The organism is Prauserella muralis (genome assembly GCF_003202285.1).
Classification (GTDB): domain Bacteria; phylum Actinomycetota; class Actinomycetes; order Mycobacteriales; family Pseudonocardiaceae; genus Prauserella_B; species Prauserella_B muralis.
This window is the reverse complement of record NZ_MASW01000006.1, coordinates 204,297-225,005: the sequence shown is the minus strand read 5'-3', so window position 1 is coordinate 225,005 and position 20,709 is coordinate 204,297. Positions and strand designations below refer to the sequence as shown.

Here is a 20,709-nt window from a genome sequence, read left to right as displayed (position 1 = left end):
GGGGATGAGGACGGACAAGACCGCCACCGCCGACGAGGTCGTGGCCGAGCTGGCGGATGGCATGACGATCGGCATCGGCGGCTGGGGCTCGCGGCGCAAACCGATGGCGCTGGTGCGCGCGATCCTGCGCTCGCCGGTCAGGGACCTCACCGTGGTCTCCTACGGCGGGCCGGACGTGGGGCTGCTCGTCGCGGCGGGCAAGGTGCGCCGGGTGGTGTTCGGGTTCGTCACGCTCGACACCATCCCGTACGACCCGTGGTTCGGCCGGGCCCGGCAGGAGGGCTCGATCGAGGTCACCGAGTACGACGAGGGCATGTTCGCCGCCGCGCTGTCGGCGGCGGCGCAGCGGCTGCCGTTCCTGCCCACGCGCGCGGGGCTGGGGTCCGACGTGCTGCGGGTGAACCCGCGGCTGCGCACGGTCCGCTCGCCCTACGCCGACGGCGAGGAGCTGGTGGCCGTGCCCGCGCAGCGGCTCGACGTCGCCTTCGTGCACCTCAACCGCGCAGACCCGCACGGAAACGCCCAGTACCTCGGGCCGGACCCGTACTTCGACGACCTGTTCTGCCTCGCGGCCACGCGGCGGTTCGTCTCCGTGGAGAAGGTCGTGGACACGGCCACCCTCACCGAGGAGGGGCCGGTGCAGTCGCTGCTGCTCAACCGCTCCACTGTGGACGCCGTCGTCGAGTCGCCGCACGGCGCGCACTTCACCACGGCCGTGCCCGACTACGGCCGCGACGAGCGCTTCCAGCGTCACTACGCCGAGTGCGCCAAGGATCCCGGCCGCTGGCCGGAGTTCGCCGACCGCTTCCTGGCCGGCGACGAGAAGGCCTACCAGCACGAGGTGACGAGGTTCACGGAGGAGAGCCGATGAGCGGCGGCGAGGCGAGCAGGGCCGAGGTGGCGGTGGTGGCCGTCGCGGAGCTATTCCGCGGTGACGGAGACACGCTCGTGAGCCCGATGGGCCTGATTCCGTCGCTGGGCGCGAAACTGGCGCGGCTGACGTTCGCGCCGGACCTGCTGCTGTCGGACGGCGAGGCGCTGCTGGTGACGGCGGACGGCGAGGTGGAGGGCTGGCAGCCGTTCCGCAAGATGCTGGAGCTGATCGTGCCGCACGGCCGCAGGCACGTGCTGATGGGCGCCAACCAGATCGACCGCTACGGCAACCAGAACATCTCCGCCATCGGTGACCACGCCAAGCCGGCCAAGCAGCTGCTCGGCGTGCGGGGTGCGCCCGGCAACACCGTCAACCACCGCACCAGCTACTGGGTGCCGCGGCACAGCAGGCGCGTGTTCGTCGAGTCCGTCGACGTCGTGTCCGGGGTCGGCTACGACAACGCCGCCAAGGTGGGTTACTCGGCGCGGCGGTTCCACGACGTCTACCGCGTGGTGACCAACCTCGGCGTGTTCGACTTCGCGACGCCGGACAACCGGATGCGGCTGCTGTCGGCCCATCCGGGCGTGACGGTGGAGCAGATTCGCGATGCGACGTCGTTCGACGTGGACACCGAGGGCGCCGGGACGAGCCGGGAGCCGACCGCCGATGAGCTGCGGCTGATCCGCGAGGTGCTCGACCCGGAGGCGTTGCGGGAGAAGGAAGTGCCGTCGTGACACCGGTGCTGGACACGGCGCTCACCCGGCTCACCGGCGTGGCGCACCCGGTCGTGCAGACGGGGATGGGCTGGGTCGCGGGCCCGCGCCTGGTGTCGGCGACCGCCGAGGCGGGCGGGCTCGGCATTCTCGCCTCGGCCACCATGACCTTCGACGAGCTCGCCGCCGCCGTCGCCGAGACCAAGCGGCGCACGGGCAAGCCGTTCGGCGTCAACCTGCGGGCCGACGCCGACGACGCGGCCGAGCGGGTGCGGCTGCTCATCGCCGAGGGGGTGCGGGTGGCGTCGTTCGCGCTCGCCCCGCGCCGCGAGCTGATCGCCGAGCTCAAGGACAACGGCGTGGTGGTGATCCCGTCGGTGGGCGCGGCCCGGCACGCCGAGAAGGTGGCGGGCTGGGGTGCCGACGCGGTGATCGTGCAGGGCGGCGAGGGCGGCGGGCACACCGGCGGTGTGGCGACCACGCTGCTGCTGCCGTCGGTGCTCGACGCGGTGGACATCCCGGTGGTCGCGGCGGGCGGGTTCTTCGACGGCCGCGGGCTCGCGGCGGCACTGGCCTACGGTGCGGCGGGCGTCGCGATGGGCACCCGGTTCCTGCTCACCAAGGAGAGCACGGTGCCCGACGCGGTGAAGGAGTTCTACCTCGCCCAGTCGCTCGGCGGCACCGTCGTGACGACCAAAGTGGACGGTTTGCCGCACAGGGTGCTGCGCACCGATCTGGTGGAGCGGCTGGAGCGGGCGGGCCGGGTGCGCGGTGTCGTGCAGGCGGCACGCAACGCGCTGCGTTTCCGGGCACTGACCGGGCTGTCGCTGCCCGCCATGGTCCGCGAGGGGCTGGCGATGAAACACGGCAACGACCTGACGTGGAGCCAGCTCGTGATGGCCGCCAACACGCCGATGCTGCTGCGTTCCGGTCTGGTCGAGGGCCGCACCGACGCCGGCGTCCTCGCCTCCGGCCAGGTCGTGGGCATGCTCGACGACCTGCCCACCGTCGCCGAACTGATCGACCGCGTGGTCACCGACGCCGCCGACACCCTCCGCCGCCTGCCGGCCCTGCTGACCTGACCCGCGAGTCCTGCACTCAGGCCCGCGAGTCCTGCGTTCAGGCCCGCGAGTTCTGCGTTCAGGCCCGCGAGTTCTGCGTTCACGGCAGCAGGACCGCGTGATGTGGAACATTCTCAACGGCTTCCTGCACGGCGCCGCGCTGCTCGGCGCGGCGAGGATCAGTGCCTCGGCGTTCCTGCCGTTCGCGACCAGGGCGGTCGAGACGGTGTCCGGCTGGCTGCCCGGATACGCGCGGCAGATGGACGACGGCACCTACCCGGCGCTGGACGCCACCGTCGGCACGCACCTGGCCGCGATGCGCAACCTGGTCACCGAAAGTGAGGCGTCGGCTTGGGCACGGAGTTGCCGAGGCTCGCCGGGCGCGCCCTCGCCGACGGGCACGGCGGCGAGGGCTACGCTGCGCTGATCGAACAGTTCCGCAAACCCCGGGGGAACGCGCATGACCGACGCGGCATTCGACCCACGCGCCCTGCTCGCCGACAGCAGGCTCGGCGTCCTCGCGACCATCAAGGCGAACGGGATGCCCCAGCTGTCTCCAGTCACGCCGTGCTATGACCGGGACGCCGGCGTCATCTACGTGTCCATGACGGAGGGCCGCGCGAAGACGAACAACCTGCGCCGGGATCCCCGCGCCGCGCTCCAGGTCACCAGCGCCGACGGCTGGGCGTGGGCCACGGCCGAAGGCCCGGTGACGTTGACCGGGCCGGGCACCGATCCGCACGGCCCGGAGGTCGAGGCGCTGGTGCGTTACTACCGCATCGCCGCGGGCGAGCATCCGGACTGGGCCGAGTACCGGTCGGTGATGGTCTCCGACCGCAGGGTGCTCATGACGATGACGGTCGAGCACGTGTACGGCGACAAGCTGCGCTGAGCGCAGAACTCGCGGGCTTGAACGCAGGACTCGCGGGCCTGAGTGCAGGACTCGCGGGTTTGAGTGCAGGACTCGCGGGTCAGAGGCGTTCGATGATGGTGACGTTGGCGGTTCCGCCGCCCTCGCACATCGTCTGCAGGCCGTAGCGGCCGCCGCGGCGCTCCAGTTCGTGCAGCAGCGTGGCGAGCAGCTTGGTTCCGGTGGCGCCGATGGGATGGCCCAGCGCGATACCGCCGCCGTTGACGTTCACGCGCTCCGGGTCGGCCCCGGTCTCGTCCAGCCAGGCGAGCACCACGCTGGCGAAGGCCTCGTTCACCTCGAACAGGTCGATGTCGGCCACGGTCAGCCCGGCCTTGCGCAACGCATGGGACGTCGCCGGGATCGGCCCGGTGAGCATCCACACCGGGTCCGCTGCCCGCACCGACAGGTGGTGGATGCGGGCTCGCGGCGTCAGCCCGTGCTCGCGCACGAACGCCTCGGACGCGACGACGGCCGCGCTGGCGGCGTCGGAGATCTGGCTGGCGACGGCGGCGGTCAGCCGGGAACCCTCCGACAACGGCGCCAGCGCGGCCATCCGCTCGAGGCTGGTGTCACGGCGTGGCCCCTCGTCCTGCGCGAGGCCGTGGAAGGAAACGATCTCGGCGTCGAACCGGCCCTCGTCGATCGCGGTCACCGCCCGCTGGTGGCTGCGGTAGGCGTAGGCCTCCATCGCCTCCCTGCCGATGTCCCAGTGCTCGGCGATCATGTCGGCACTGCGGAACTGGGAGATCTCGGCGCTGCCGTAGCGTTCCTGCCAGCCCTTGGAGCCGGAGAACGGGTCGTCGAAGCCGTACTCCCGCCCGGCGAGCATCGCCGCGCTGATCGGGATCTGGCTCATGTTCTGCACGCCGCCCGCAACGACGAGATCCATCGTGCCCGACAGCACGGCCTGCGCGGCGAAGTGCACGGCCTGCTGGCTGGAGCCGCACTGCCGGTCGACGGTCACCCCCGGCACGTGGTCGGGCAGCCCCGCGGCCAGCCACGCCGTGCGCGCGATGTTGCCCGCCTGCGAGCCCAGCGTGTCGGTGCAGCCGAGGATGACGTCGTCCACGAGCGCCGGGTCGACGCCGGTGCGCTCCACCACCGCGCGCAGGATGTGCGCGGCCAGGTCGGCGGAGTGCACAGTGGACAGCGCGCCACCGCGCTTGCCGACCGGCGTGCGCGCCGCGTCGAGCAGGTATGCCTCGGTCACGAATGTCCTCCTACGGATGCTGGCTGGAGACGGAGACGACCTCACCGGTCAGGTAGCTGGCGTAGTCGCTGGCGAGGAACACCATCACGTTGGCGACCTCCCACGGCTCGGCGGCGCGGCCGAACGCCTCCTGCCGCTCCAGCTCGTCCAGCAGTTCCTCACTGGTCACCTTCGCCAGGAACGGGTGCTTGGCCAGGCTCGGCGCGACGGCGTTGACGCGCACGCCGTGCTCGGCGGCGTCCAGCGCGGAGCAGCGGGTCAGTGCCATCACCCCGGCCTTGGCCGCCGCGTAGTGCGCCTGCCCGGCCTGCGCCCGCCACCCGACCACCGAGGCGTTGTTGACGATCACCCCGCCGCCGCCCTGCTCGACGAACCGGCGCAGCGCGGCCCGCGTGCAGCGGAACGTGCCGGTCAGGGTCACGTCCAGCACCCGCGACCACTGCTCGTCGGTCATGTCCAGCACCGACGCCGTACCGCCGAGCCCGGCGTTGTTCACCAGCACGTCCAGGCGGCCGAACTGCTCGACCGTGCCCGCGACGAGACGCTGGACCTGCTCCTCGGCGGTGACGTCGCACGGGATCGCGTGCACCTTGCCCAGTGCGCTCAGCTCGGCGGCCTTCTCGGCGAGCCGCCGCTCGTGGTGGTCGCTCACCACCACCACCGCGCCCTCCTCGAGGCAGCGGCGGGCCACGGCCGCGCCGATGCCGGTGCCCGCGGCGGCGGTGACGACGACGACCTTGCCCGCGAGCAGATCCCGGCCCCGCGGGTACTCGGGGATCACGCCCTGACCTCCTTTGTTCTGCGGGACACCCGCACCCGGTCGGCCAGGGCGGACGGGGCTTCGCCAGTGTCGCCCGCCCTGCCCTCCTTCGGCAGGCCGAGCACCCGCTCGGCGATGATGTTGCGCTCGATCTCGTCCGAGCCGCCGTAGATGGTGTCGGCGCGGGAGAACAGGTACAGCCGCTGCCACTCGTCGAGATCGCCGTCGTGGACCATCGACCGCGCGCCGCGGGCTCGCATCGCCAGCTCGCCGAGCCCGCGATGCCACTGCGCCCACAGCAGCTTGCCCACCGCCACGTCGGGGCCCGGCTCGCGCTCCAGCGTGCGCAGCGCGTGCGCGCGCAGCACCCGCAGCCCGATCCAGGCCCGCGTGAGGTCGGCTCGCAGCACGGGATCGTCGATCGTGCCGGTGCGGCGGGCCTGCTCGATGATGCCCTCCAGCTCCCGGCGGAAGCCGATCTGCTGGCCGAGGGTCGACACGCCGCGCTCGAACCCGAGCGTGGCCATCGCCACCGTCCACCCGTCGCCGGGCGCGCCGACCACCAGGTCGGCGGGCGTGCGCGCGCCGTCGAAGAACACCTCGTTGAACTCCGAGGTGCCGGTGAGCTGCCGGATCGGCCGCACGGTCACGCCGTCCTGGCGCAGCGGCACCAGCAGGTAGGACAGCCCGGCGTGCCGCGTGGAGCCCGGTTCCGTGCGCGCCAGCACGAAACACCAGTCCGCCACGTGCGCCAGTGACGTCCAGATCTTCTGGCCCGTGATCACCCAGTGGTCACCGTCGCGGCGGGCCGAGGTGGACACGGCGGCCAGGTCCGAGCCCGCACCCGGTTCCGAGTAGCCCTGGCACCACAGCTCCTCCACCGCCACGATCCTCGGCAGGAAGCGCCGCTGCTGCTCGGGCGTGCCGAAGGCGATGAGCGTCGGGCCCAGCAGCTGCTCGCCGAGGTGGCCGACCCTGGCCGGGGCACCGGAGGCCGCGTACTCCTCGTGGAAGATCACCTGCTCGGCCAGCGAGAGCCCGCGCCCGCCGAACTCCCGTGGCCAGCCCACGCACGTCCAGCCCGCCGACGCCAGGTGCCGCTCCCAGGCCAGCCGTTTCTCGAACGCCTCGTGCTCGCGTCCGGGGCCGCCCAGCCCGCGCAGCTCGGCGAACTCTCCGGTGAGGTTCGCGGCCAGCCAGTCCGCGATCTCCCGCCGGAATCGTGCGTGGTCTTCCACCCGTGCCTCCTGCTACCGTGCGCTAGCATAATGAGAACACGTTCTAGATTTGGCGTCCAGCGAGGGAGCGAGATGGCCGCTGAGCAGCTGCCCGGTTCGATCCCCGAGGCCGTGCGGCGTGCGGCCGAGCGGTTCGGTTCCCGCGAGGCCGTGGTGGACGGTGACGTGCGGCTGACGTACGCCGACTTGCTAGAACGCGTTCGCACGGTGGCGCGGTTCCTCGTCGCCGAGGGCGTCCGGCCCGGCGACCGGGTGGCCGTCAACTCGCCCAACACGCACCATTGGCTCGCCGCCGCCCTCGGCGCCCAGTACGCCGGGGCGAGCCTGGTGCCGGTCAACACCCGGTTCACCGGCCCGGAGACCGTGGACCTGCTGCGCCGCAGCGGCGCCCGTGCCCTCGTCGTGGCGGGCGACTTCCTCGGCGCCGACCGGCTCGCCGCGATCCGCGAGGCGGCGGGCCCCGACGGGCTGCCCGCGCTGCGCACGATCGTGCGCGTGCCGCTGCCGGGGCCGCTCGAACCCGCCGAGGGCGTCCACGACTGGCCGGACCTCGACCGCGTCGCCGCGCGCGTCCCGCTCGCCGAGGTGGAGGCCAGGGCCGACGCGGTCGGCGCGGACGACGTCAGCGACATCCTCTACACCTCCGGCACCACCGGCCGCAGCAAGGGCGTGCTGTCGGCACACCGGCAGGCGCTCGCGGTCGCCGCCGCGTGGGCAGGGTGCGGCGAGGTCGCCGCCGAGGACCGCTACCTCGTCGTCAACCCGTTCTTCCACAGCTTCGGCTACAAGGCCGGCATCCTCGTGTGCCTGCTCACCGGCGCGACCCTGCTGCCGCAGGCCGTGTTCGACGCCGCCCGCACGCTGGAGCTGATCGAACGCGAGCGCGTCTCCGTGCTGCCCGGCGCGCCGACCATCTTCCAGACGCTGCTGCACGAGCCTGCCCGGCGCGACCGCGACACCGCGTCATTGCGTCTTGCCGTCACCGGCGCGGCCACCGTGCCGCAGGTGCTCGTGGAGCGCCTGCGTTCCGACCTCGGCTTCGAGACCGTGCTCACCGCCTACGGGCTCACCGAGGCGGTCGTGGCCACCATGTGCCGTCCCGGCGACGACGCGGCGGTCGTGTCGCGCACGTCCGGCCGCGCGGCCGCCGGGTTCGAGGTCGCGATCGGCGCCGACGGCGAGGTGCTGCTGCGCGGGCCCAACGTCATGCTCGGCTACCTCGACGACCCCGAGGCCACCACGAAGGCGATCGACGCCGACGGCTGGCTGCACACCGGCGACGTCGGCGTGCTCGACGACGCGGGCAACCTCAGCATCACCGACCGCCTCAAGGACATGTACGTCTGCGGCGGGTTCAACGTGTACCCGGCCGAGGTCGAGCAGGTGCTCGCCAGGCTGGACGGCGTGCGCGACGTCGCCGTGGTGGGCGTGCCGGACGAGCGGCTCGGCGAGGTCGGCAAGGCGTTCGTCGTCGCCGACGGCGAGCTGACCGAGGACGCGGTGCTTGGCCACTGCGCGCCGAGGCTGGCCAACTACAAGCGGCCCCGCTCGGTCGCGTTCGTGCCCGAACTGCCCCGCAACGCGTCGGGGAAGGTGCTCAAGCGACTGCTCGGCAAGGAGAAGGTATGAGTGAGGACGTCGTCCGCTACGAGCGCCGCGGCGCGGTCGCGGTGGTGACGATGAACCGCCCGGAATACCGCAACGCGCAGAACTCCGCGATGACCTACGCGCTGGACGACGCGTTCGCCCGCGCCGTGAACGACCCGGACGTGACGGTGATCGTGCTCGCGGGCGAGGGCAAGCACTTCTCGGCGGGGCACGACATCGGCTCGCCGGAGCGCGACGCGGACCAGCCGTTCGACCGCAGGGCCGTGCTGTGGTGGGACCACACCGAGCGTGACGGCGGCGACCGGCGGTTCGCCAGGGAGTCCGAGGTGTATCTCGGGATGTGCCGCCGGTGGCGCGAGATCCCCAAGCCGATGATCGCGTCGGTCCAGGGGGCGTGCATCGCGGGCGGGCTCATGCTCGCGTGGGTGTGCGACCTGATCGTGGCCGCCGACGACGCGTTCTTCGCCGACCCGGTGGTCCGCATGGGCATCCCGGGTGTGGAGTACTTCGCGCACCCCTGGGTGCTGGGCCCGCGCGCGGCCAAGGAGGTGCTGTTCACCGGCGAGCGCTTCGACGTCCACCGGGCCAGGGAGTGGGGCATGGTCAGCAGGGTCGTGCCCCGGGCCGACCTGGAGCAGCACACCATGGAGCTGGCCGAGACCATCGCCGGCATGCCGCAGTTCGGCCTGGCGCTGGCGAAGAAGGCGGTGAACCAGGCCGAGGACCTGATGGGCCTGCGGTCGGGAATGGACTCGGTGTTCGGGCTGCACCACTTCGCCCACGCCCACAACGCCGAGACCTCCGCCGACTCGCTGGGCGGGCAGACGGCGCGTTCGATGCGGGACGGAAACCGCTGATGGACCTCGACCTGGACGCCGCCACGCTGGACTTTCGCGGCGAGGTGCGCGGCTGGCTCGCCGAGCACGTGCCGCGGCCCGGCCTGCCGTCGATGGACACCGCAGAGGGCTTCGCCGCGCACCGCGAGTGGGAGGCGACGCTGGCGCGGGCGCGGCTGTCGGTGGTCACCTGGCCCCGCGAGTACACCGGGCGCGAGGCGTCGCTGGTGCAGTGGCTGGTGTTCGAGGAGGAGTACTACGCCGCGGGGGCCCCGGGCAGGGTGAGCCAGAACGGGATCTTCATGCTCGCGCCCACCCTGTTCGCCCACGGCACCGCCGAGCAGCGCGACCGCATCCTGCCCGCGATGGCCCGCGGCGAGCAGGTGTGGGCGCAGGCGTGGTCGGAACCGGAGGCGGGCAGCGACATCGCCGCCCTGCGCAGCCGGGCCGAGCGCACGGACGGCGGCTGGCTGCTCTCGGGGCAGAAGACGTGGAGCTCGCGCGCCGCGTTCGCCGACCGCGCCTTCGGCCTGTTCCGCTCCGATCCCTCCTCCAGCCGCCACCACGGCCTGACGTACTTCATGATCGACCTGCGCGCCGACGGCGTCACCGTGCGGCCGATCCCGCAGCTCGACGGCGAGCCGGGCTTCGCCGAGATCTTCCTCGACGAGGTGTTCGTCCCCGACGCCGACGTGATCGGCGAGCCGGGCAACGGCTGGCGGGTCGCCATGACCACCGCCAACAACGAGCGTGGCCTTTCGCTGCGCAGCCCGGGGCGGTTCCTCGCCGCCGCCGACCGGCTCGTGGACCTGTGGCGGCAGCGGGGCGAGCCGGAGTGGGCGGCGGAGCGGGTGGCCGACGCCTGGATCGGCGCCCGTGCCTACCAGCTCTACACCTACGGCACCGCCACCCGGCTGGCCGAGGGCGGGCAGCTCGGCCCCGAGTCCAGCGTGAACAAGCTGTACTGGTCGCACCTCGACCTCGGACTGCACGAGACCGCGCTCGACCTGCTCGGCGCCGACGGCGAACTCGCCGGGCCGTGGACCGACGGCTACCTGTTCGCGCTGGCAGGCCCGATCTACGGCGGCACCGACCAGATCCAGCGCAACACGATCGCCGAACGCCTGCTCGGCCTGCCCCGGGAGGCGCGATGAGGTTCACGCCGTCGCCCGAGCAGCGACAGTTCGCGGCCAGCCTGCACGACCTGCTGTCCGGCGCCGACACGCCCGGCGCCGTCCGCGCGTGGGCCGAGGGCCGTCCCGAGCCGGGGCTCAAGCTCTGGCGCGACCTCGCCGACCTCGGCGTGACGGCGCTGCGGGTGCCCGAGGAGTGCGACGGTCTCGGTGCCGGGCTCACCGATCTCGTGATCGCCTTCGAGGTGCTCGGCTATCACGCCGTGCCGGGGCCGCTGGCCGAGTCGGTCGCCGTCGCGCCCGCCCTGCTCGGCGACGGCGAGCGGCTGCGTGCGCTGGCCGCGGGGCGGCTGCTGGCCACGGTCGCCCTGCCGCCGCACGTGCCGTACGCGCTGGACGCCGATGTCGCCGGGCTCGTGCTGCTCGTGGAGAACGGCGCCGTGTACCGCGGGGAGCCGGAGACCGAGCCCGTGCGTTCGGTGGACGCCGCGCGGCGGCTGTTCCGGGTCGCGGGCACGGGCGGCGCGCTGGGCGCCACCGACGGTTCGGCGTTCGAGGCAGGCGTGCTGGCGGTGGCCGCGGAGCTGCTCGGCGCGGGGCAGCGGCTGCTCGACGAGGCGGCCGCCTACGCCCGGCAGCGCCACCAGTACGGCAGGCCCATCGGCTCCTACCAGGCGCTCAAGCACCTGCTCGCCGACGTGGTGACCCGGCTGGAGCTGGCGAGGCCGCTCGTGCACGGCGCCGCCGTCACCGCGACCGCCCGCGACGTCTCCGCGGCCAAGGCCGCCGCGGGCGAGGCCGCCTACCTCGCCGCCCGCGCCGCGCTGCAGGTCCACGGCGCCATCGGCTACACCGCCGAGCACCACCTCGGCCTCTGGCTCACGAGGGTGCGCGCGCTCACCGGGGCGTGGGGCGGCGGCGCCTACCACCGGGCCCGCGTCCTGGCGGGAGCGTGACCATGGATCCCACGACCAGTGACGAGGCCAGGGCACTGCGCGAGGCCGTGCGGGCGCTGCTGGCCAGGCATTCCGACCCGCGCACGGCCGCCGAGGCCCCGCACGGCTACGACGACAAGCTGTGGTCGCTGCTGTGCGAGCAGATCGGCGTGGCCGGGCTGGCCATCCCTGAACGGCACGGCGGCGCGGGCGCCACGCTGGCCGAGGTCTGCGTCGTGCTGCACGAACTCGGCCGCACGCTCACCCCCAGCCCGCTGCTCGGCTCGGCCGTGCTGGCGGCGACCGCGCTGCAGGCCACCGGCGACGAGCGGGTCTGCGCCCGGCTGCTGCCGGCCATCGCCGACGGCGGCAGCGTCGCGGCGCTCGCCTGGAGTGGCCCCGACGGCGGCCTCTCGCCCGAGGCGCCGGCGGTCACGGCCGAGGACTCCGCGCTGGACGGCACGGCACACTACGTGCTCGACGGCGACAGCGCCGACATGCTCCTCGTCGCCGCCCGCACCCCCGACGGCACGGGGCTGTTCGAGGTGGAGCCCGGCGCCGCGGGGCTGCGCCGGGCGCACACTCCGGCGCTGGATCCGACGCGCAGGCTCGCCACCGTCACGTTCCGCCGGACGCCCGCGCGGCGCGTCGGGAACGGCGACGCCACGGCGGCGTTGCGCCTGGTGCGGGATCTCGCGCTGGTGGCGCTGGCCGCCGAGCAGACCGGCGTCGCCGAGCGCGCGCTGGAGCTGACCGTCGAGTACACCGCCCAGCGCAGGCAGTTCGGCAGGCCCATCGGCTCGTTCCAGGCGCTCAAGCATCGCATGGCCGACGCCTTCGTCGAGCTGGAGGCCGCCCGCTCCGCCGTGCACGCCGCTCTGCTGTCGGCGCTGGCCGATTCCGCCGAGCTGCCCCTGGACGCCGCGGTGGCCGCCGTGTGCTGCGCGCGGGCCGCGCAGCACGTCACCGCGGAGATGATCCAGCTCCACGGCGGCATCGCGATCACGTGGGAGCATGACGCGCATCTCTTTTTCAAGCGGGCGCACGGTGGCGCCCAGCTGTTCGGCCAGCCAGACCGCCACGTCGCGGAACTCGGTGCGGCGGCGGGCATCGAGTGAGCAGGAGCTGCAACTTGCGCCTCGGTGGCGGTTCGGTGTGAGATGCAGGCATGGTTGCCCCCGACCCGACCGACGCCGCGCCCTCCACACCCGACCCGGTGGACCTGGCGACGGTGCTGAGCGAGATCGCGCGGACGCTGGAACCCGAGCCCGACGTCGAGCGGATGGTGAGCAACATCGTCGCCGCCGCGGCGGCGACCGTCCCCAGCGCCGACCAGGCCGGGGTGTCCCTGCTGGAGCGCGGTGAGATGCGCTCGGTGGCGCCGTCCAGCGACGTGGTCGCCAAGCTCGACCGCCTGCAGCACGACATCGGCGAGGGCCCGTGCGTGGACGCGGTGTTCACCCGCCCCATCTACCGCACCGGCGACATCGCCAACGACCGCCGGTGGCCGCGCTTCGGCACGGCGGCTGCCGGCGCCGGGGTGGCGTCGATGCTGGCGTTCCGCCTGTTCACCAGCACCACGGTGGTGGGTGCGCTGAACCTGTACTCGGCGAAGCCGGACGCCTTCGACGAGGAGGCCGAGCGGGTCGGTGAGCTGTTCGCCGCGCACGCGGCCGTGGCGCTGGCCGGGTCGCGCGGACAGGCGCAGCTGCACAGCGCGCTGCAGACGCGCGACGTGATCGGCATGGCCAAGGGCATCCTGATGCAGCGCCACGGACTGACACCGGACCAGACCTTCGAGATGCTCGTCGAGGCCTCCCAGCACGCCAACGTCAAGCTGCGCGACGCGGCCGAGTGGCTCGTCGGCGAGACCGCGCGCCTGGATCCGAGCTAGGGCCGCCGCGCGGCGGCAGTCGCTCAGCCGTGGTCGGGGCGCAGGTGCGCGCTGACGGGTACCACCAGCGGCGTCCCGGCGACCGGATCGGGCAGCACCTTGGCGTCGAGGTCGAACACCTCCGAGAGCAGCTGCTCGGACAGCACCTCGCCGGGCGCGCCCTGGGCCACGATGCGGCCGTCGCGCATGGCGACCAGCGTGTCGGCGTAGCGGGCGGCCAGGTTCAGGTCGTGCAACACCATCACCACGGTGGTGCCGCGTTCGGTGTGCAACCTGCGCACGAGGTCGAGCACGTCCACCTGGTGGGCCAGGTCGAGGTAGGTGATCGGCTCGTCGAGCAGAAGCAGCGACGTGTCCTGGGCGAGCGTCATCGAGATCCACGCACGCTGGCGCTGCCCGCCGGACAGTTCGTCCACCAGCCGCTCGGCGTGGACCTCCATGCCGGTGACCGCGAGCGCGCGGGCCACGGCCTCGTCGTCGCCGCCGGACCACTGCCGGTACCAGCTCTGGTGCGGGTGCCTGCCGCGGGCGACGAGGTCGGCCACGGTCAGCCCCTCCGGTGCGCTCGGCGACTGCGGCAGCAGGCCGACGACCTTCGCGACCTCCCTCGTCGGCTGCCGGTCGATGCGCTTGCCGTCGAGCAGTACCGCGCCCGACCTCGGCCGCAGCAGCCTGCCGAGCGCCCGCAGCAGTGTCGACTTGCCGCAGCCGTTGGGCCCGATCACGACCGTGATGGAGCCGTCGACGACGTCGAGGTCCAGCCCAGTGACGACGACGCGCTCGCCGTACCCGAGGCGGACCTGCTCGGCCCGCAACCGTGCGCCGTTCATGCGCGCGCCCCTTTCCGCTCTCCGTTCATGCGCGCGTCCTCTGCCTCGATCGGACGAACAGGTAGATCAGATAGGGCGCGCCGAGGATCGCCGTCAGCACACCCACCGGCAGGTTCGGCGCCGCCAGCCGCACCGCGAGGTCCGCGCTCACCGTCAGCAGTGCGCCCAGCACGAGCGAGCCCGCTAGCGGCGGCTGCGGCGTGCGAGCCAGCCGGAGCGCGATCTGCGGGGTCGCCAGCGCGACGAACGTGATGGGTCCCGCCGCGGCGGTTGCCACGGCAGCCAGTGCCGCCGCGAGCAGCAGCAACCCGCCGCGGGCCGCGTCGACACGGATGCCGAGGCCCCTGGCGGTGTCGTCGCCGAACTGCAGCCCGCCCAGTGTGTGTGCGTAGATCAGCGTCGCCGGCACGAGTACGGCCAGCGCGATGGCGACCGGCGTCACCGATTCCCAGCCGACATCGGCGAGGTTGCCGACGAGCCACGTGGTCGCACGCGTGGCGTCGTCCACGTCGCCGACGGTCAGCAGCCAGTACACGACGTTGTAGCCGATGGCCGACAGGCCGATGCCCACCAGCACCATCCGGTAGCCGTCGATGCCGCTGCGCCACGACAGTGCGTACAGCAGCAGCCCGGCCAGCACGCCGCAGCCAAGCGCCGCGAGCGGGATACCGAACTCGGCCACAGCACCGCTGACCTGGCCGCGGGTGCCCCCGAGGACGATCATGCCCACCGCGCCGACGCCCGCGCCCCACGTGACGCCCAGGATGTCCGGGCTGGCCAGCGGGTTGCGCGCGATCGTCTGGAACACCGCTCCTGCCAGGCCGAACGCCGCGCCCACCAGCACGCCGGCGAGCGTGCGCGGCAGCCGCAGGTCGAAGATGATGCCGTTCTCCCTGCGGTCGCCGCCGCCGAACAGCGTGCGCAGCACGTCGAGTACCTCGATGTGCGAACTGCCCTGGCCGATGTTGACGGCGGCGACCAGCAGGAGCAAGACCGCGCCCACCGCGGGCACGAGCACGGTCCTCGGGCGGAACGTCCACGCCACCGGCCCCGCCCGCAGCACCCTGCGGCCCGGCACCGAGCGGGTCTCGCGCACGGCGCTCATATCCGGGCCAGCCCTTTCCTGCGCACCAGGTGGATGAACACGGGCGCGCCGACGACGGCGAGCATGATGCCCACCTCCAGCCGGTCGCCGGAGACAAGCCTGCCCAGCACGTCGGCGGCGAGCACGAGGACGGCGCCGATCAGCCCGGCGAACGGCACCAGCCAGCGGTAGTCCGGCCCGGCGAGTGCGCGGGCGACGTGCGGCACGATCAGCCCGACGAAGGCGATCGGCCCGCACGCCGACACCGCGGCACCGACGAGCAGGGTGATCGCGAGGACCCCGAGCACACGGGTGCGACGGACGTCGCGGCCGAGCGCGGTCGCCATGTCGTCGCCGAGCGCGAGCGTGTTCAGGCCCGGAGTGTTCGCCAGCGCGAGCAGCAGTCCCACCACCACGAACGGGGCGATCTGGCCCGCCACGGTGAAGTCGCGGCCCGCGATGGAGCCGACGTGCCAGAACCGGTATGCCTCCATGCCCTGCCGGTCGGCGAGCACGACGGCCGAGATCAGCCCGTACAGCAGGGCGCTCACGGCGGCACCCGCCAGCGCGAGCGTCACCGGAGTCGAACCCCGGCCGCCGACCGCGCCGAGCAGGAACACCACGACGGCCGCCACCAGCGCTCCCGCGAAGCCGAACCAGATGAAGCCGTGCAGGCCGGTGACCTCGAACACGACGACACCGACCACGATGGCGAACGCCGCGCCCTGGTTGACGCCGAGCAGGCCCGGGTCGGCGATCGGGTTGCGCGTGTGGCCCTGCATCAGCGCGCCGCCCACGCCGAGCGCGATCCCGGCCAGCACGCCGATCAGCGTCCGGGGGCCCCGCAGTGAGCGCACGATGATGTCGTCCTCGCTGCCGGTGGGCTGCGTGAGCGCCCGCCAGACGGAACCGAGCGGAACCGGATGGGCACCGTAGGCGATGCTCAGCGCGGCCATCACCAGCAGCGCGGCGCCGAGCGCGGCGAGTACGAGCAGGCGCCGCCTGCGGGAGCGGGCACCCGCACGGTCGCGGGCGGTGTCCGTCCGCGCCGTGAGGCTCCCTGCCATGTACCCGCTCCTGTCATCCACATTACGAAGACTTTGCCGAGGCGGCGGTGTCCTTTATCGTCCAGTGGCCGTTAGGAAAGCCTAACCGAATGTGAAGGTGACTTATGATCCGCCTGTCCCGTACGTGGCGTACCGCCCTCGTCGCCGTGGGCGTCGCGGGCCTCGCACTGACCGCGTGCTCGCCGTCCAACGAGGAGCCGGCAGAGTCGGGCGCGGGCAACGCCGCCGAGCAGGGCGGGTATCCCCGCACCATCGGCCATGCCATGGGCGAGACGACGATCGAGAACAAGCCGCGCACGGTGGCGGCACTGGACTCCAGCTACGTCGACGCCGCGCTGGCACTGGAGACCGAGGTCGTCGCCTACACCAAGTACCCGTCCTACGAGCAGCTTCCCGGCTACCTCGGCGACGACGCCCGCTATGGACGGCAGGCCAAGGTCATCGGTGAGCTGTCCAGCCCCGACGTCGAGCAGCTCTACGACATCGCGCCGGACCTGATCGTGTCGGCCAAGATCCGGCACGAGGAGCTCTACGACGAGCTGTCCAATGTGGCACCCACGGTGTTCAGCGAGACCACGGGCGCCACCTGGAAGGACAACATCCGGCTGCTTGCCAAGGCGCTCGGGAAGGAGCAGTTGGCCGAGCGCAAGATCGGCGCGTACGAGGAACGGGCCCGCTCGATCGGCGAGGCGATCAAGGCCAAGCTCGGCCGCACCCCGACGTACTCGCTGGTGCGCTTCGTCGAGGGCGAGCCCACCGTCCGGCTCTACAGCGACCAGTCCTTCCCCGGCATCGTCATGTCCGACGTCGGACTCGCGAGCCCGCAGGGCCAGCCGGACGCCAAGGATTCCATCGCCACCGACCTCAGCCAGGAGGACATCGGCAAGCTCGACGCCGACCGGATCTACGTCTCGAGCTACGTCGACTCCACCCAGGAGGCGGAGGACCCCAAGGCGAAGTTCCAGTCGAACCCGCTGTGGGGCACGCTCGCGGGCAAGATCGCCGAGGTGGACGACAACACGTGGTACACCTCGGTGAGCCTGCAGGGCGCCCACGCCATGCTCGACGACATCGCCAGGCAGTTCGGCGTGGACCCGAACGCCTGAGCCGAGGCGGGCCCGGCCCGGTTCAGCGGGCGTTGAAGGTGTCCGGGTCCGGGCCCGTGCGCTCGCCGCGCTCCAGCGGAGCCAGCCTGGCCAGGTCGTCGCCGTCGAGCGAGAAGCCGAACAGGTCGAGGTTCTCGCGCATCCGCGACGGCGTCACCGACTTCGGGATGACCACGTTGCCGAGTTCGAGGTGCCAGCGCAGCACCACCTGGGCGGGCGTCCGGCCGTGCTTGCCGGCCACGGCGGTCACCGCCGGGTCGGCGAGCAGGTCGCCACCCTTGGCCAGCGGGCTCCACGCCTCGGTGACGATGCCGTGCTCGGCGTGGTAGGCGCGCGCCTGCTCCTGCTGCAGATAGGGGTGCAGCTCGATCTGGTTCACCGCGGGCACCAGGTCGCTCTCGCGGGCAAGGCGCTCGAGGTGGTGCGGCTGGAAGTTCGACACGCCGATCGCCCTGGCCCGCCCGTCGGCGTAGATCTTCTCGAACGCGCGCCACGTGTCGACATAGCGGTCGTACTCCGGAACGGGCCAGTGGATCAGGTACAGGTCCACGTGGTCCAGGCCGAGCTCGCCGAGGCTGGCGTCGAAGGCGCGCAGGGTCTCGTCGTAGCCATGGCTGGCGTTCCACAGCTTGGTGGTGACGAACAGCTCGTCGCGGGCCAGGCCCGACCGCGCGATCGCCTGGCCGACGCCGGCCTCGTTGCGATAGGCGGCGGCGGTGTCGATGCTGCGGTACCCGGCCTGGAGCGCCGCGTCCACCGCGGCGGCCGTCTCGTCCGTGGGCACCTGGAACACGCCGAAGCCGACCTGCGGCATCTCGACGCCGTTGTTCAGGGTGATCGTGGGAATGCCGGTCATCCGCCCTCTTCCTTCCGGGCCCGTGGCCGTCTCGGCCGTGCGGGCCTACGACCTCCTCCGTACGCTCCGTCCGTTGTACCAGCGGTGGCGGCCGGACGGCCGCATCCCTCGGCCGGGGGAGCGTGCGGAAAAGATCACGGCGAGGTCACCGGAAGGTGAACTCCGATGTTCGGCCGGTGAACTATACTCGGCGGCGCCCTTGCCCTCGCCGACGTCTGGGGATCTCGCCACCGTGCCACGCCAAGCGCCCTCGTTGACCATGCTCTGGACAGGGCAGCCGACCCGCGGTGAGGTACAGGCGGTGCTCGGCGCGCTGAACCCCGCCGCAGGCACGCGCTACACGCTCTCGGCAGGACAGGCCACGACCCGCACCGTGACCTATCTGGACACAGTGGACTGGCGGCTGCGCCGCAAGGGACTGGTGCTGCGGCACGAGCGCGCAACGTCCGAGGCGGGCACGCTCCGCCTGGACGGCACCGGCGACGCCGTGTCGGCCACCCTGCCCTCACCGGTCGCGTGGCCTGCGCGGATCGAGCACCTGCCGGACGGCGAGCTGCGCGACGGCCTCGCCGACGCGATGTGGGTCCGGGCCGTCGCCCCCGTGGCCAAGGGCAGGCTGGTGACCCGCGAGGCCGCCGTGCTCAACGAGGACGGCAAGATCGTCGTGCGCCTGGACTGGGCGGAGCTCACCGGCAGCGAGCCGGTGCGGACGGAGCCGCTCGTGCGGGTCACCGTGCGGCCGCTGCTCGGCTACCGGCGCGACGCCGAGCGCGTGACCCGGGCACTGCGGGACAGCGAGGGCTTCGAGCCCGCCGAGGACACGCTCTACCAGGCGCTGCTCGCCGCCGTCGGCAGCACCGCCGAGGCCATCGCACGGCCCGCGATCAGCGCGGACATGCCCGCCGACGTCGCCGTGGCCACCGCGCTGCTGGGCTTCGCCGACACCATCGTCGACAACGTGGACGGTGTGGTCGACGACGTCGACACCGAGTTCCTGCACGACCTGCGCGTCGCGGTGCGGCGCAGCCGGTCGCTGATCAAGCTGGCCGGTGACGTGCTGCCGGAACGGCTGGTCGCGCGGCACGCGCCCGGCTTCAAATGGCTGGGGGACGTCACCACGCCCACCCGCGACCTCGACGTCTACCTGCTGGAACTGGAGGAGCTGGCGGCGGGCCTCGTGGCGGGCGAACGGCAGGACCTCGAGCCGTTCGCCGAGCACCTCGACCGGGAGCGGCGGAAGGCTCGGCGAGCCCTCGTCCGGGCACTGCGCAGCCAGCGGTTCACCCGGCTGCTCGACGGCTGGCGTTCCGGTCTCGCCGGAATCGCCGAGCGCGAAGAGTCCGAAAAGGACAGCGAACGCGGGCTCGCGGCGAGGGAGCTCGTGGCCGGCCGCCTGCGCCGGATGGTCAAGAAGGTGACGCGCCGCGCGCAGGCGATCACCCCGGACTCGCCGTCGGAGGATGTGCACGACCTGCGTAAACGCTGCAAGGAGCTGCGTTACCTGCTGGAGTTCGCCAAGCCGCTGTGCGACGAGTCCGCGTTCCGCGCCGCGCTGAAGGACCTCAAGAAACTGCAGGACATCCTCGGCGACTTCCAGGACGGCGAGGTGCAGAGTGCCGCGCTGCGCGTGTTCGCCGAGCGGATGCAGGAGGACCCCAGCAGGCCACCCGCCGCGACCCTGCTCGCGATGGGCGAGCTGTCGGCCCGGTTCGTCACCCTCCAGCGGCAGGCCAGGCACGATCTCACCGCCGCGCTGGAGCGGTTCCTCGGCCCGGACACCCAGGTGCGCAGCGAGGCGTTGCTGCCGTGAGGATCGTCGCGTCCTACAACGTCAAGGGCGGCGTCGGCAAGACCACCGCCGCGGTGAACCTCGCCTACCTCAGCGCGCGCGAGGGCAGGCGCACGCTGCTGTGGGACCTCGACCCGCAGGGCGCCGCGACGTTCCTGTTCCGGGTGAAGCCGCGGGTCAAGGGCGGCGGCGGGCGGCTCGTGCGGCGCGAACGGCCGATCGGCGCCGCGCTGAAGGCCACCGACTTCACCGGACTCGACCTGCTTCCCGCCGACGTCACGTACCGGAACCTGGACCTGGACCTGGCCGGGGCGCACGGCCGCTCGACGAAGGCGTCCCGGGCGCTGGGGCGACTCCTGGGCGAGCTCGCCGACGACTACGACGTGGTCTTCCTCGACACGCCGCCGAGCCTGTCGCTGGTGTCGGAGAACGCGCTGCGCGCCTCCGACGTCGTGCTGGTGCCGATCATCCCCACCGTGCTCGCGCTGCGCACGTACGACCAGCTCGCCGAGTTCGTGGACGGCTTCGACGGGCGGAGGCCGCGGCTGCACGCCTTCTTCTCGATGGCCGACCGCCGCAAGTCGCTGCACCGGGAGATCATCGCGAGCCTGCCCGGGGAGCGCGACGGCATCAGCCCCACCGCGGTCCCGGCGCTGTCGCAGGTCGAGCAGATGGCGGTGCACCGTGCCCCGCTGCCCGTCTACGCGCCGGACAGCCCCGCCACGCGGGCCTACCACTCGCTGTGGACCGAGCTCGCGGGCCTCGCGGGCGCCTGAAAATCCCTAGAATGGTCGCCGGGTGG

21 protein-coding genes are annotated in these 20,709 nt (G+C 72.8%); 14 read left to right on the top strand and 7 right to left on the bottom strand.

Annotation, left to right across the window (positions count from 1 at the left end; genetic code table 11):
- Positions 1-4 precede the first annotated feature (4 nt).
- The 5 genes from BAY60_RS26350 to BAY60_RS26330 all read left to right on the top strand — a co-directional run bounded on the left by BAY60_RS26350 (position 5) and on the right by BAY60_RS26330 (position 3,540).
- Complete coding sequence (locus BAY60_RS26350) at positions 5-871, top strand: CoA transferase subunit A (protein ID WP_112283926.1); 867 nt, start codon at positions 5-7, stop codon at positions 869-871.
- Positions 868-1,608 (top strand): CoA-transferase subunit beta, encoded by a 741-nt coding sequence (locus tag BAY60_RS26345; protein ID WP_112283924.1) that lies wholly within the window; start codon positions 868-870, stop codon positions 1,606-1,608. The genes BAY60_RS26350 and BAY60_RS26345 overlap by 4 nt, the downstream gene beginning before the upstream one ends.
- An 8-nt stretch (positions 1,609-1,616) precedes the next feature.
- Complete coding sequence (locus BAY60_RS26340; RefSeq protein ID WP_112284625.1) at positions 1,617-2,669, top strand: NAD(P)H-dependent flavin oxidoreductase; 1,053 nt, start codon at positions 1,617-1,619, stop codon at positions 2,667-2,669.
- A gap of 100 nt (positions 2,670-2,769) precedes the next feature.
- A complete protein-coding gene (locus tag BAY60_RS26335; RefSeq protein ID WP_112283922.1) occupies positions 2,770-3,075 on the top strand; it encodes an imine reductase family protein in 306 nt (101 codons plus the stop codon).
- 33 nt (positions 3,076-3,108) lie between these two features.
- On the top strand, positions 3,109-3,540 hold the full coding sequence (locus BAY60_RS26330; RefSeq protein WP_112283920.1) for a PPOX class F420-dependent oxidoreductase: 432 nt from the start codon (positions 3,109-3,111) through the stop codon (positions 3,538-3,540).
- A 79-nt stretch (positions 3,541-3,619) separates the two neighbouring features.
- Here the strand turns inward: BAY60_RS26330 and BAY60_RS26325 are convergent, their stop codons facing one another.
- Genes BAY60_RS26325 through BAY60_RS26315 form a run of 3 tightly spaced genes read right to left on the bottom strand, consistent with a single transcriptional unit; the run spans position 3,620 to position 6,769 of the window.
- Positions 3,620-4,771, bottom strand: coding sequence for an acetyl-CoA C-acetyltransferase (locus BAY60_RS26325; protein WP_112283919.1), 1,152 nt, complete (start codon positions 4,769-4,771; stop codon positions 3,620-3,622).
- Positions 4,772-4,781: 10 nt separating this feature from the next.
- A complete protein-coding gene (locus BAY60_RS26320) occupies positions 4,782-5,552 on the bottom strand; it encodes an SDR family oxidoreductase (protein ID WP_112283918.1) in 771 nt (256 codons plus the stop codon).
- Positions 5,549-6,769, bottom strand: coding sequence for an acyl-CoA dehydrogenase family protein (locus tag BAY60_RS26315; protein ID WP_112283916.1), 1,221 nt, complete (start codon positions 6,767-6,769; stop codon positions 5,549-5,551). Before BAY60_RS26315 ends, BAY60_RS26320 begins: the two co-directional genes overlap by 4 nt.
- A 72-nt stretch (positions 6,770-6,841) precedes the next feature.
- Between BAY60_RS26315 and BAY60_RS26310 the strand changes: the two genes are divergently transcribed.
- From BAY60_RS26310 to BAY60_RS26285, 6 genes are read left to right on the top strand one after another with little or no spacing between them, the layout of a single operon-like run.
- Positions 6,842-8,398 carry a FadD3 family acyl-CoA ligase gene (locus BAY60_RS26310; RefSeq protein WP_112283914.1) on the top strand — a complete coding sequence of 519 codons (1,557 nt, stop codon included), beginning with the start codon at positions 6,842-6,844 and terminating at the stop codon, positions 8,396-8,398.
- Positions 8,395-9,234, top strand: a complete 840-nt coding sequence (locus BAY60_RS26305; protein WP_112283912.1) for an enoyl-CoA hydratase — start codon at positions 8,395-8,397, stop codon at positions 9,232-9,234. The genes BAY60_RS26310 and BAY60_RS26305 overlap by 4 nt, the downstream gene beginning before the upstream one ends.
- On the top strand, positions 9,234-10,367 hold the full coding sequence (locus BAY60_RS26300; protein WP_112283910.1) for an acyl-CoA dehydrogenase family protein: 1,134 nt from the start codon (positions 9,234-9,236) through the stop codon (positions 10,365-10,367). Before BAY60_RS26305 ends, BAY60_RS26300 begins: the two co-directional genes overlap by 1 nt.
- Positions 10,364-11,302 carry an acyl-CoA dehydrogenase family protein gene (locus BAY60_RS26295; RefSeq protein ID WP_112283908.1) on the top strand — a complete coding sequence of 313 codons (939 nt, stop codon included), beginning with the start codon at positions 10,364-10,366 and terminating at the stop codon, positions 11,300-11,302. The genes BAY60_RS26300 and BAY60_RS26295 overlap by 4 nt, the downstream gene beginning before the upstream one ends.
- Before the next feature lie 2 nt (positions 11,303-11,304).
- Positions 11,305-12,399 (top strand): acyl-CoA dehydrogenase family protein, encoded by a 1,095-nt coding sequence (locus BAY60_RS26290; protein ID WP_112283906.1) that lies wholly within the window; start codon positions 11,305-11,307, stop codon positions 12,397-12,399.
- 50 nt (positions 12,400-12,449) lie between these two features.
- Positions 12,450-13,175: a GAF and ANTAR domain-containing protein gene (locus BAY60_RS26285; RefSeq protein WP_112283904.1), complete on the top strand. Its 726-nt coding sequence runs from the start codon at positions 12,450-12,452 to the stop codon at positions 13,173-13,175.
- A 23-nt stretch (positions 13,176-13,198) separates the two neighbouring features.
- On the opposite strand, the gene BAY60_RS26280 is transcribed toward BAY60_RS26285, so the two are convergent.
- From BAY60_RS26280 to BAY60_RS26270, 3 genes are read right to left on the bottom strand one after another with little or no spacing between them, the layout of a single operon-like run.
- Complete coding sequence (locus tag BAY60_RS26280; protein WP_112283903.1) at positions 13,199-14,005, bottom strand: ABC transporter ATP-binding protein; 807 nt, start codon at positions 14,003-14,005, stop codon at positions 13,199-13,201.
- Positions 14,006-14,030: 25 nt separating this feature from the next.
- Positions 14,031-15,110: a FecCD family ABC transporter permease gene (locus BAY60_RS26275; RefSeq protein ID WP_112283901.1), complete on the bottom strand. Its 1,080-nt coding sequence runs from the start codon at positions 15,108-15,110 to the stop codon at positions 14,031-14,033.
- Positions 15,107-16,156: a FecCD family ABC transporter permease gene (locus tag BAY60_RS26270; protein ID WP_112283900.1), complete on the bottom strand. Its 1,050-nt coding sequence runs from the start codon at positions 16,154-16,156 to the stop codon at positions 15,107-15,109. The genes BAY60_RS26275 and BAY60_RS26270 overlap by 4 nt, the downstream gene beginning before the upstream one ends.
- A gap of 104 nt (positions 16,157-16,260) precedes the next feature.
- Here BAY60_RS26270 and BAY60_RS26265 point away from each other — a divergent pair, with 104 nt between their 5' ends.
- On the top strand, positions 16,261-17,262 hold the full coding sequence (locus BAY60_RS26265; RefSeq protein WP_112283898.1) for an ABC transporter substrate-binding protein: 1,002 nt from the start codon (positions 16,261-16,263) through the stop codon (positions 17,260-17,262).
- Between the two features lie 22 nt (positions 17,263-17,284).
- Here the strand turns inward: BAY60_RS26265 and BAY60_RS26260 are convergent, their stop codons facing one another.
- A complete protein-coding gene (locus tag BAY60_RS26260) occupies positions 17,285-18,118 on the bottom strand; it encodes an aldo/keto reductase (RefSeq protein ID WP_112283896.1) in 834 nt (277 codons plus the stop codon).
- A 259-nt stretch (positions 18,119-18,377) separates the two neighbouring features.
- Between BAY60_RS26260 and BAY60_RS26255 the strand changes: the two genes are divergently transcribed.
- On the top strand, positions 18,378-19,928 hold the full coding sequence (locus BAY60_RS26255) for a CHAD domain-containing protein (RefSeq protein ID WP_170160558.1): 1,551 nt from the start codon (positions 18,378-18,380) through the stop codon (positions 19,926-19,928).
- Positions 19,925-20,683 (top strand): ParA family protein, encoded by a 759-nt coding sequence (locus BAY60_RS26250; protein WP_112283892.1) that lies wholly within the window; start codon positions 19,925-19,927, stop codon positions 20,681-20,683. The genes BAY60_RS26255 and BAY60_RS26250 overlap by 4 nt, the downstream gene beginning before the upstream one ends.
- Positions 20,684-20,709 lie beyond the last annotated feature (26 nt).

Bases quoted from the DNA above. Each gene is read 5' to 3' on its own strand.
- BAY60_RS26350 (WP_112283926.1), top strand. From the start codon at position 5: ATGAGGACGGACAAGACCGCCACCGCCGACGAGGTCGTGGCCGAGCTG.
- BAY60_RS26345 (WP_112283924.1), top strand. From the start codon at position 868: ATGAGCGGCGGCGAGGCGAGCAGGGCCGAGGTGGCGGTGGTGGCCGTC.
- BAY60_RS26335 (WP_112283922.1), top strand. From the start codon at position 2,770: ATGTGGAACATTCTCAACGGCTTCCTGCACGGCGCCGCGCTGCTCGGC.
- BAY60_RS26330 (WP_112283920.1), top strand. From the start codon at position 3,109: ATGACCGACGCGGCATTCGACCCACGCGCCCTGCTCGCCGACAGCAGG.
- BAY60_RS26310 (WP_112283914.1), top strand. From the start codon at position 6,842: ATGGCCGCTGAGCAGCTGCCCGGTTCGATCCCCGAGGCCGTGCGGCGT.
- BAY60_RS26305 (WP_112283912.1), top strand. From the start codon at position 8,395: ATGAGTGAGGACGTCGTCCGCTACGAGCGCCGCGGCGCGGTCGCGGTG.
- BAY60_RS26300 (WP_112283910.1), top strand. From the start codon at position 9,234: ATGGACCTCGACCTGGACGCCGCCACGCTGGACTTTCGCGGCGAGGTG.
- BAY60_RS26295 (WP_112283908.1), top strand. From the start codon at position 10,364: ATGAGGTTCACGCCGTCGCCCGAGCAGCGACAGTTCGCGGCCAGCCTG.
- BAY60_RS26290 (WP_112283906.1), top strand. From the start codon at position 11,305: ATGGATCCCACGACCAGTGACGAGGCCAGGGCACTGCGCGAGGCCGTG.
- BAY60_RS26285 (WP_112283904.1), top strand. From the start codon at position 12,450: ATGGTTGCCCCCGACCCGACCGACGCCGCGCCCTCCACACCCGACCCG.
- BAY60_RS26280 (WP_112283903.1), bottom strand. From the start codon at position 14,005: ATGAACGGCGCACGGTTGCGGGCCGAGCAGGTCCGCCTCGGGTACGGC.
- BAY60_RS26275 (WP_112283901.1), bottom strand. From the start codon at position 15,110: ATGAGCGCCGTGCGCGAGACCCGCTCGGTGCCGGGCCGCAGGGTGCTG.
- BAY60_RS26270 (WP_112283900.1), bottom strand. From the start codon at position 16,156: ATGGCAGGGAGCCTCACGGCGCGGACGGACACCGCCCGCGACCGTGCG.
- BAY60_RS26265 (WP_112283898.1), top strand. From the start codon at position 16,261: ATGATCCGCCTGTCCCGTACGTGGCGTACCGCCCTCGTCGCCGTGGGC.
- BAY60_RS26260 (WP_112283896.1), bottom strand. From the start codon at position 18,118: ATGACCGGCATTCCCACGATCACCCTGAACAACGGCGTCGAGATGCCG.
- BAY60_RS26255 (WP_170160558.1), top strand. From the start codon at position 18,378: ATGCTCTGGACAGGGCAGCCGACCCGCGGTGAGGTACAGGCGGTGCTC.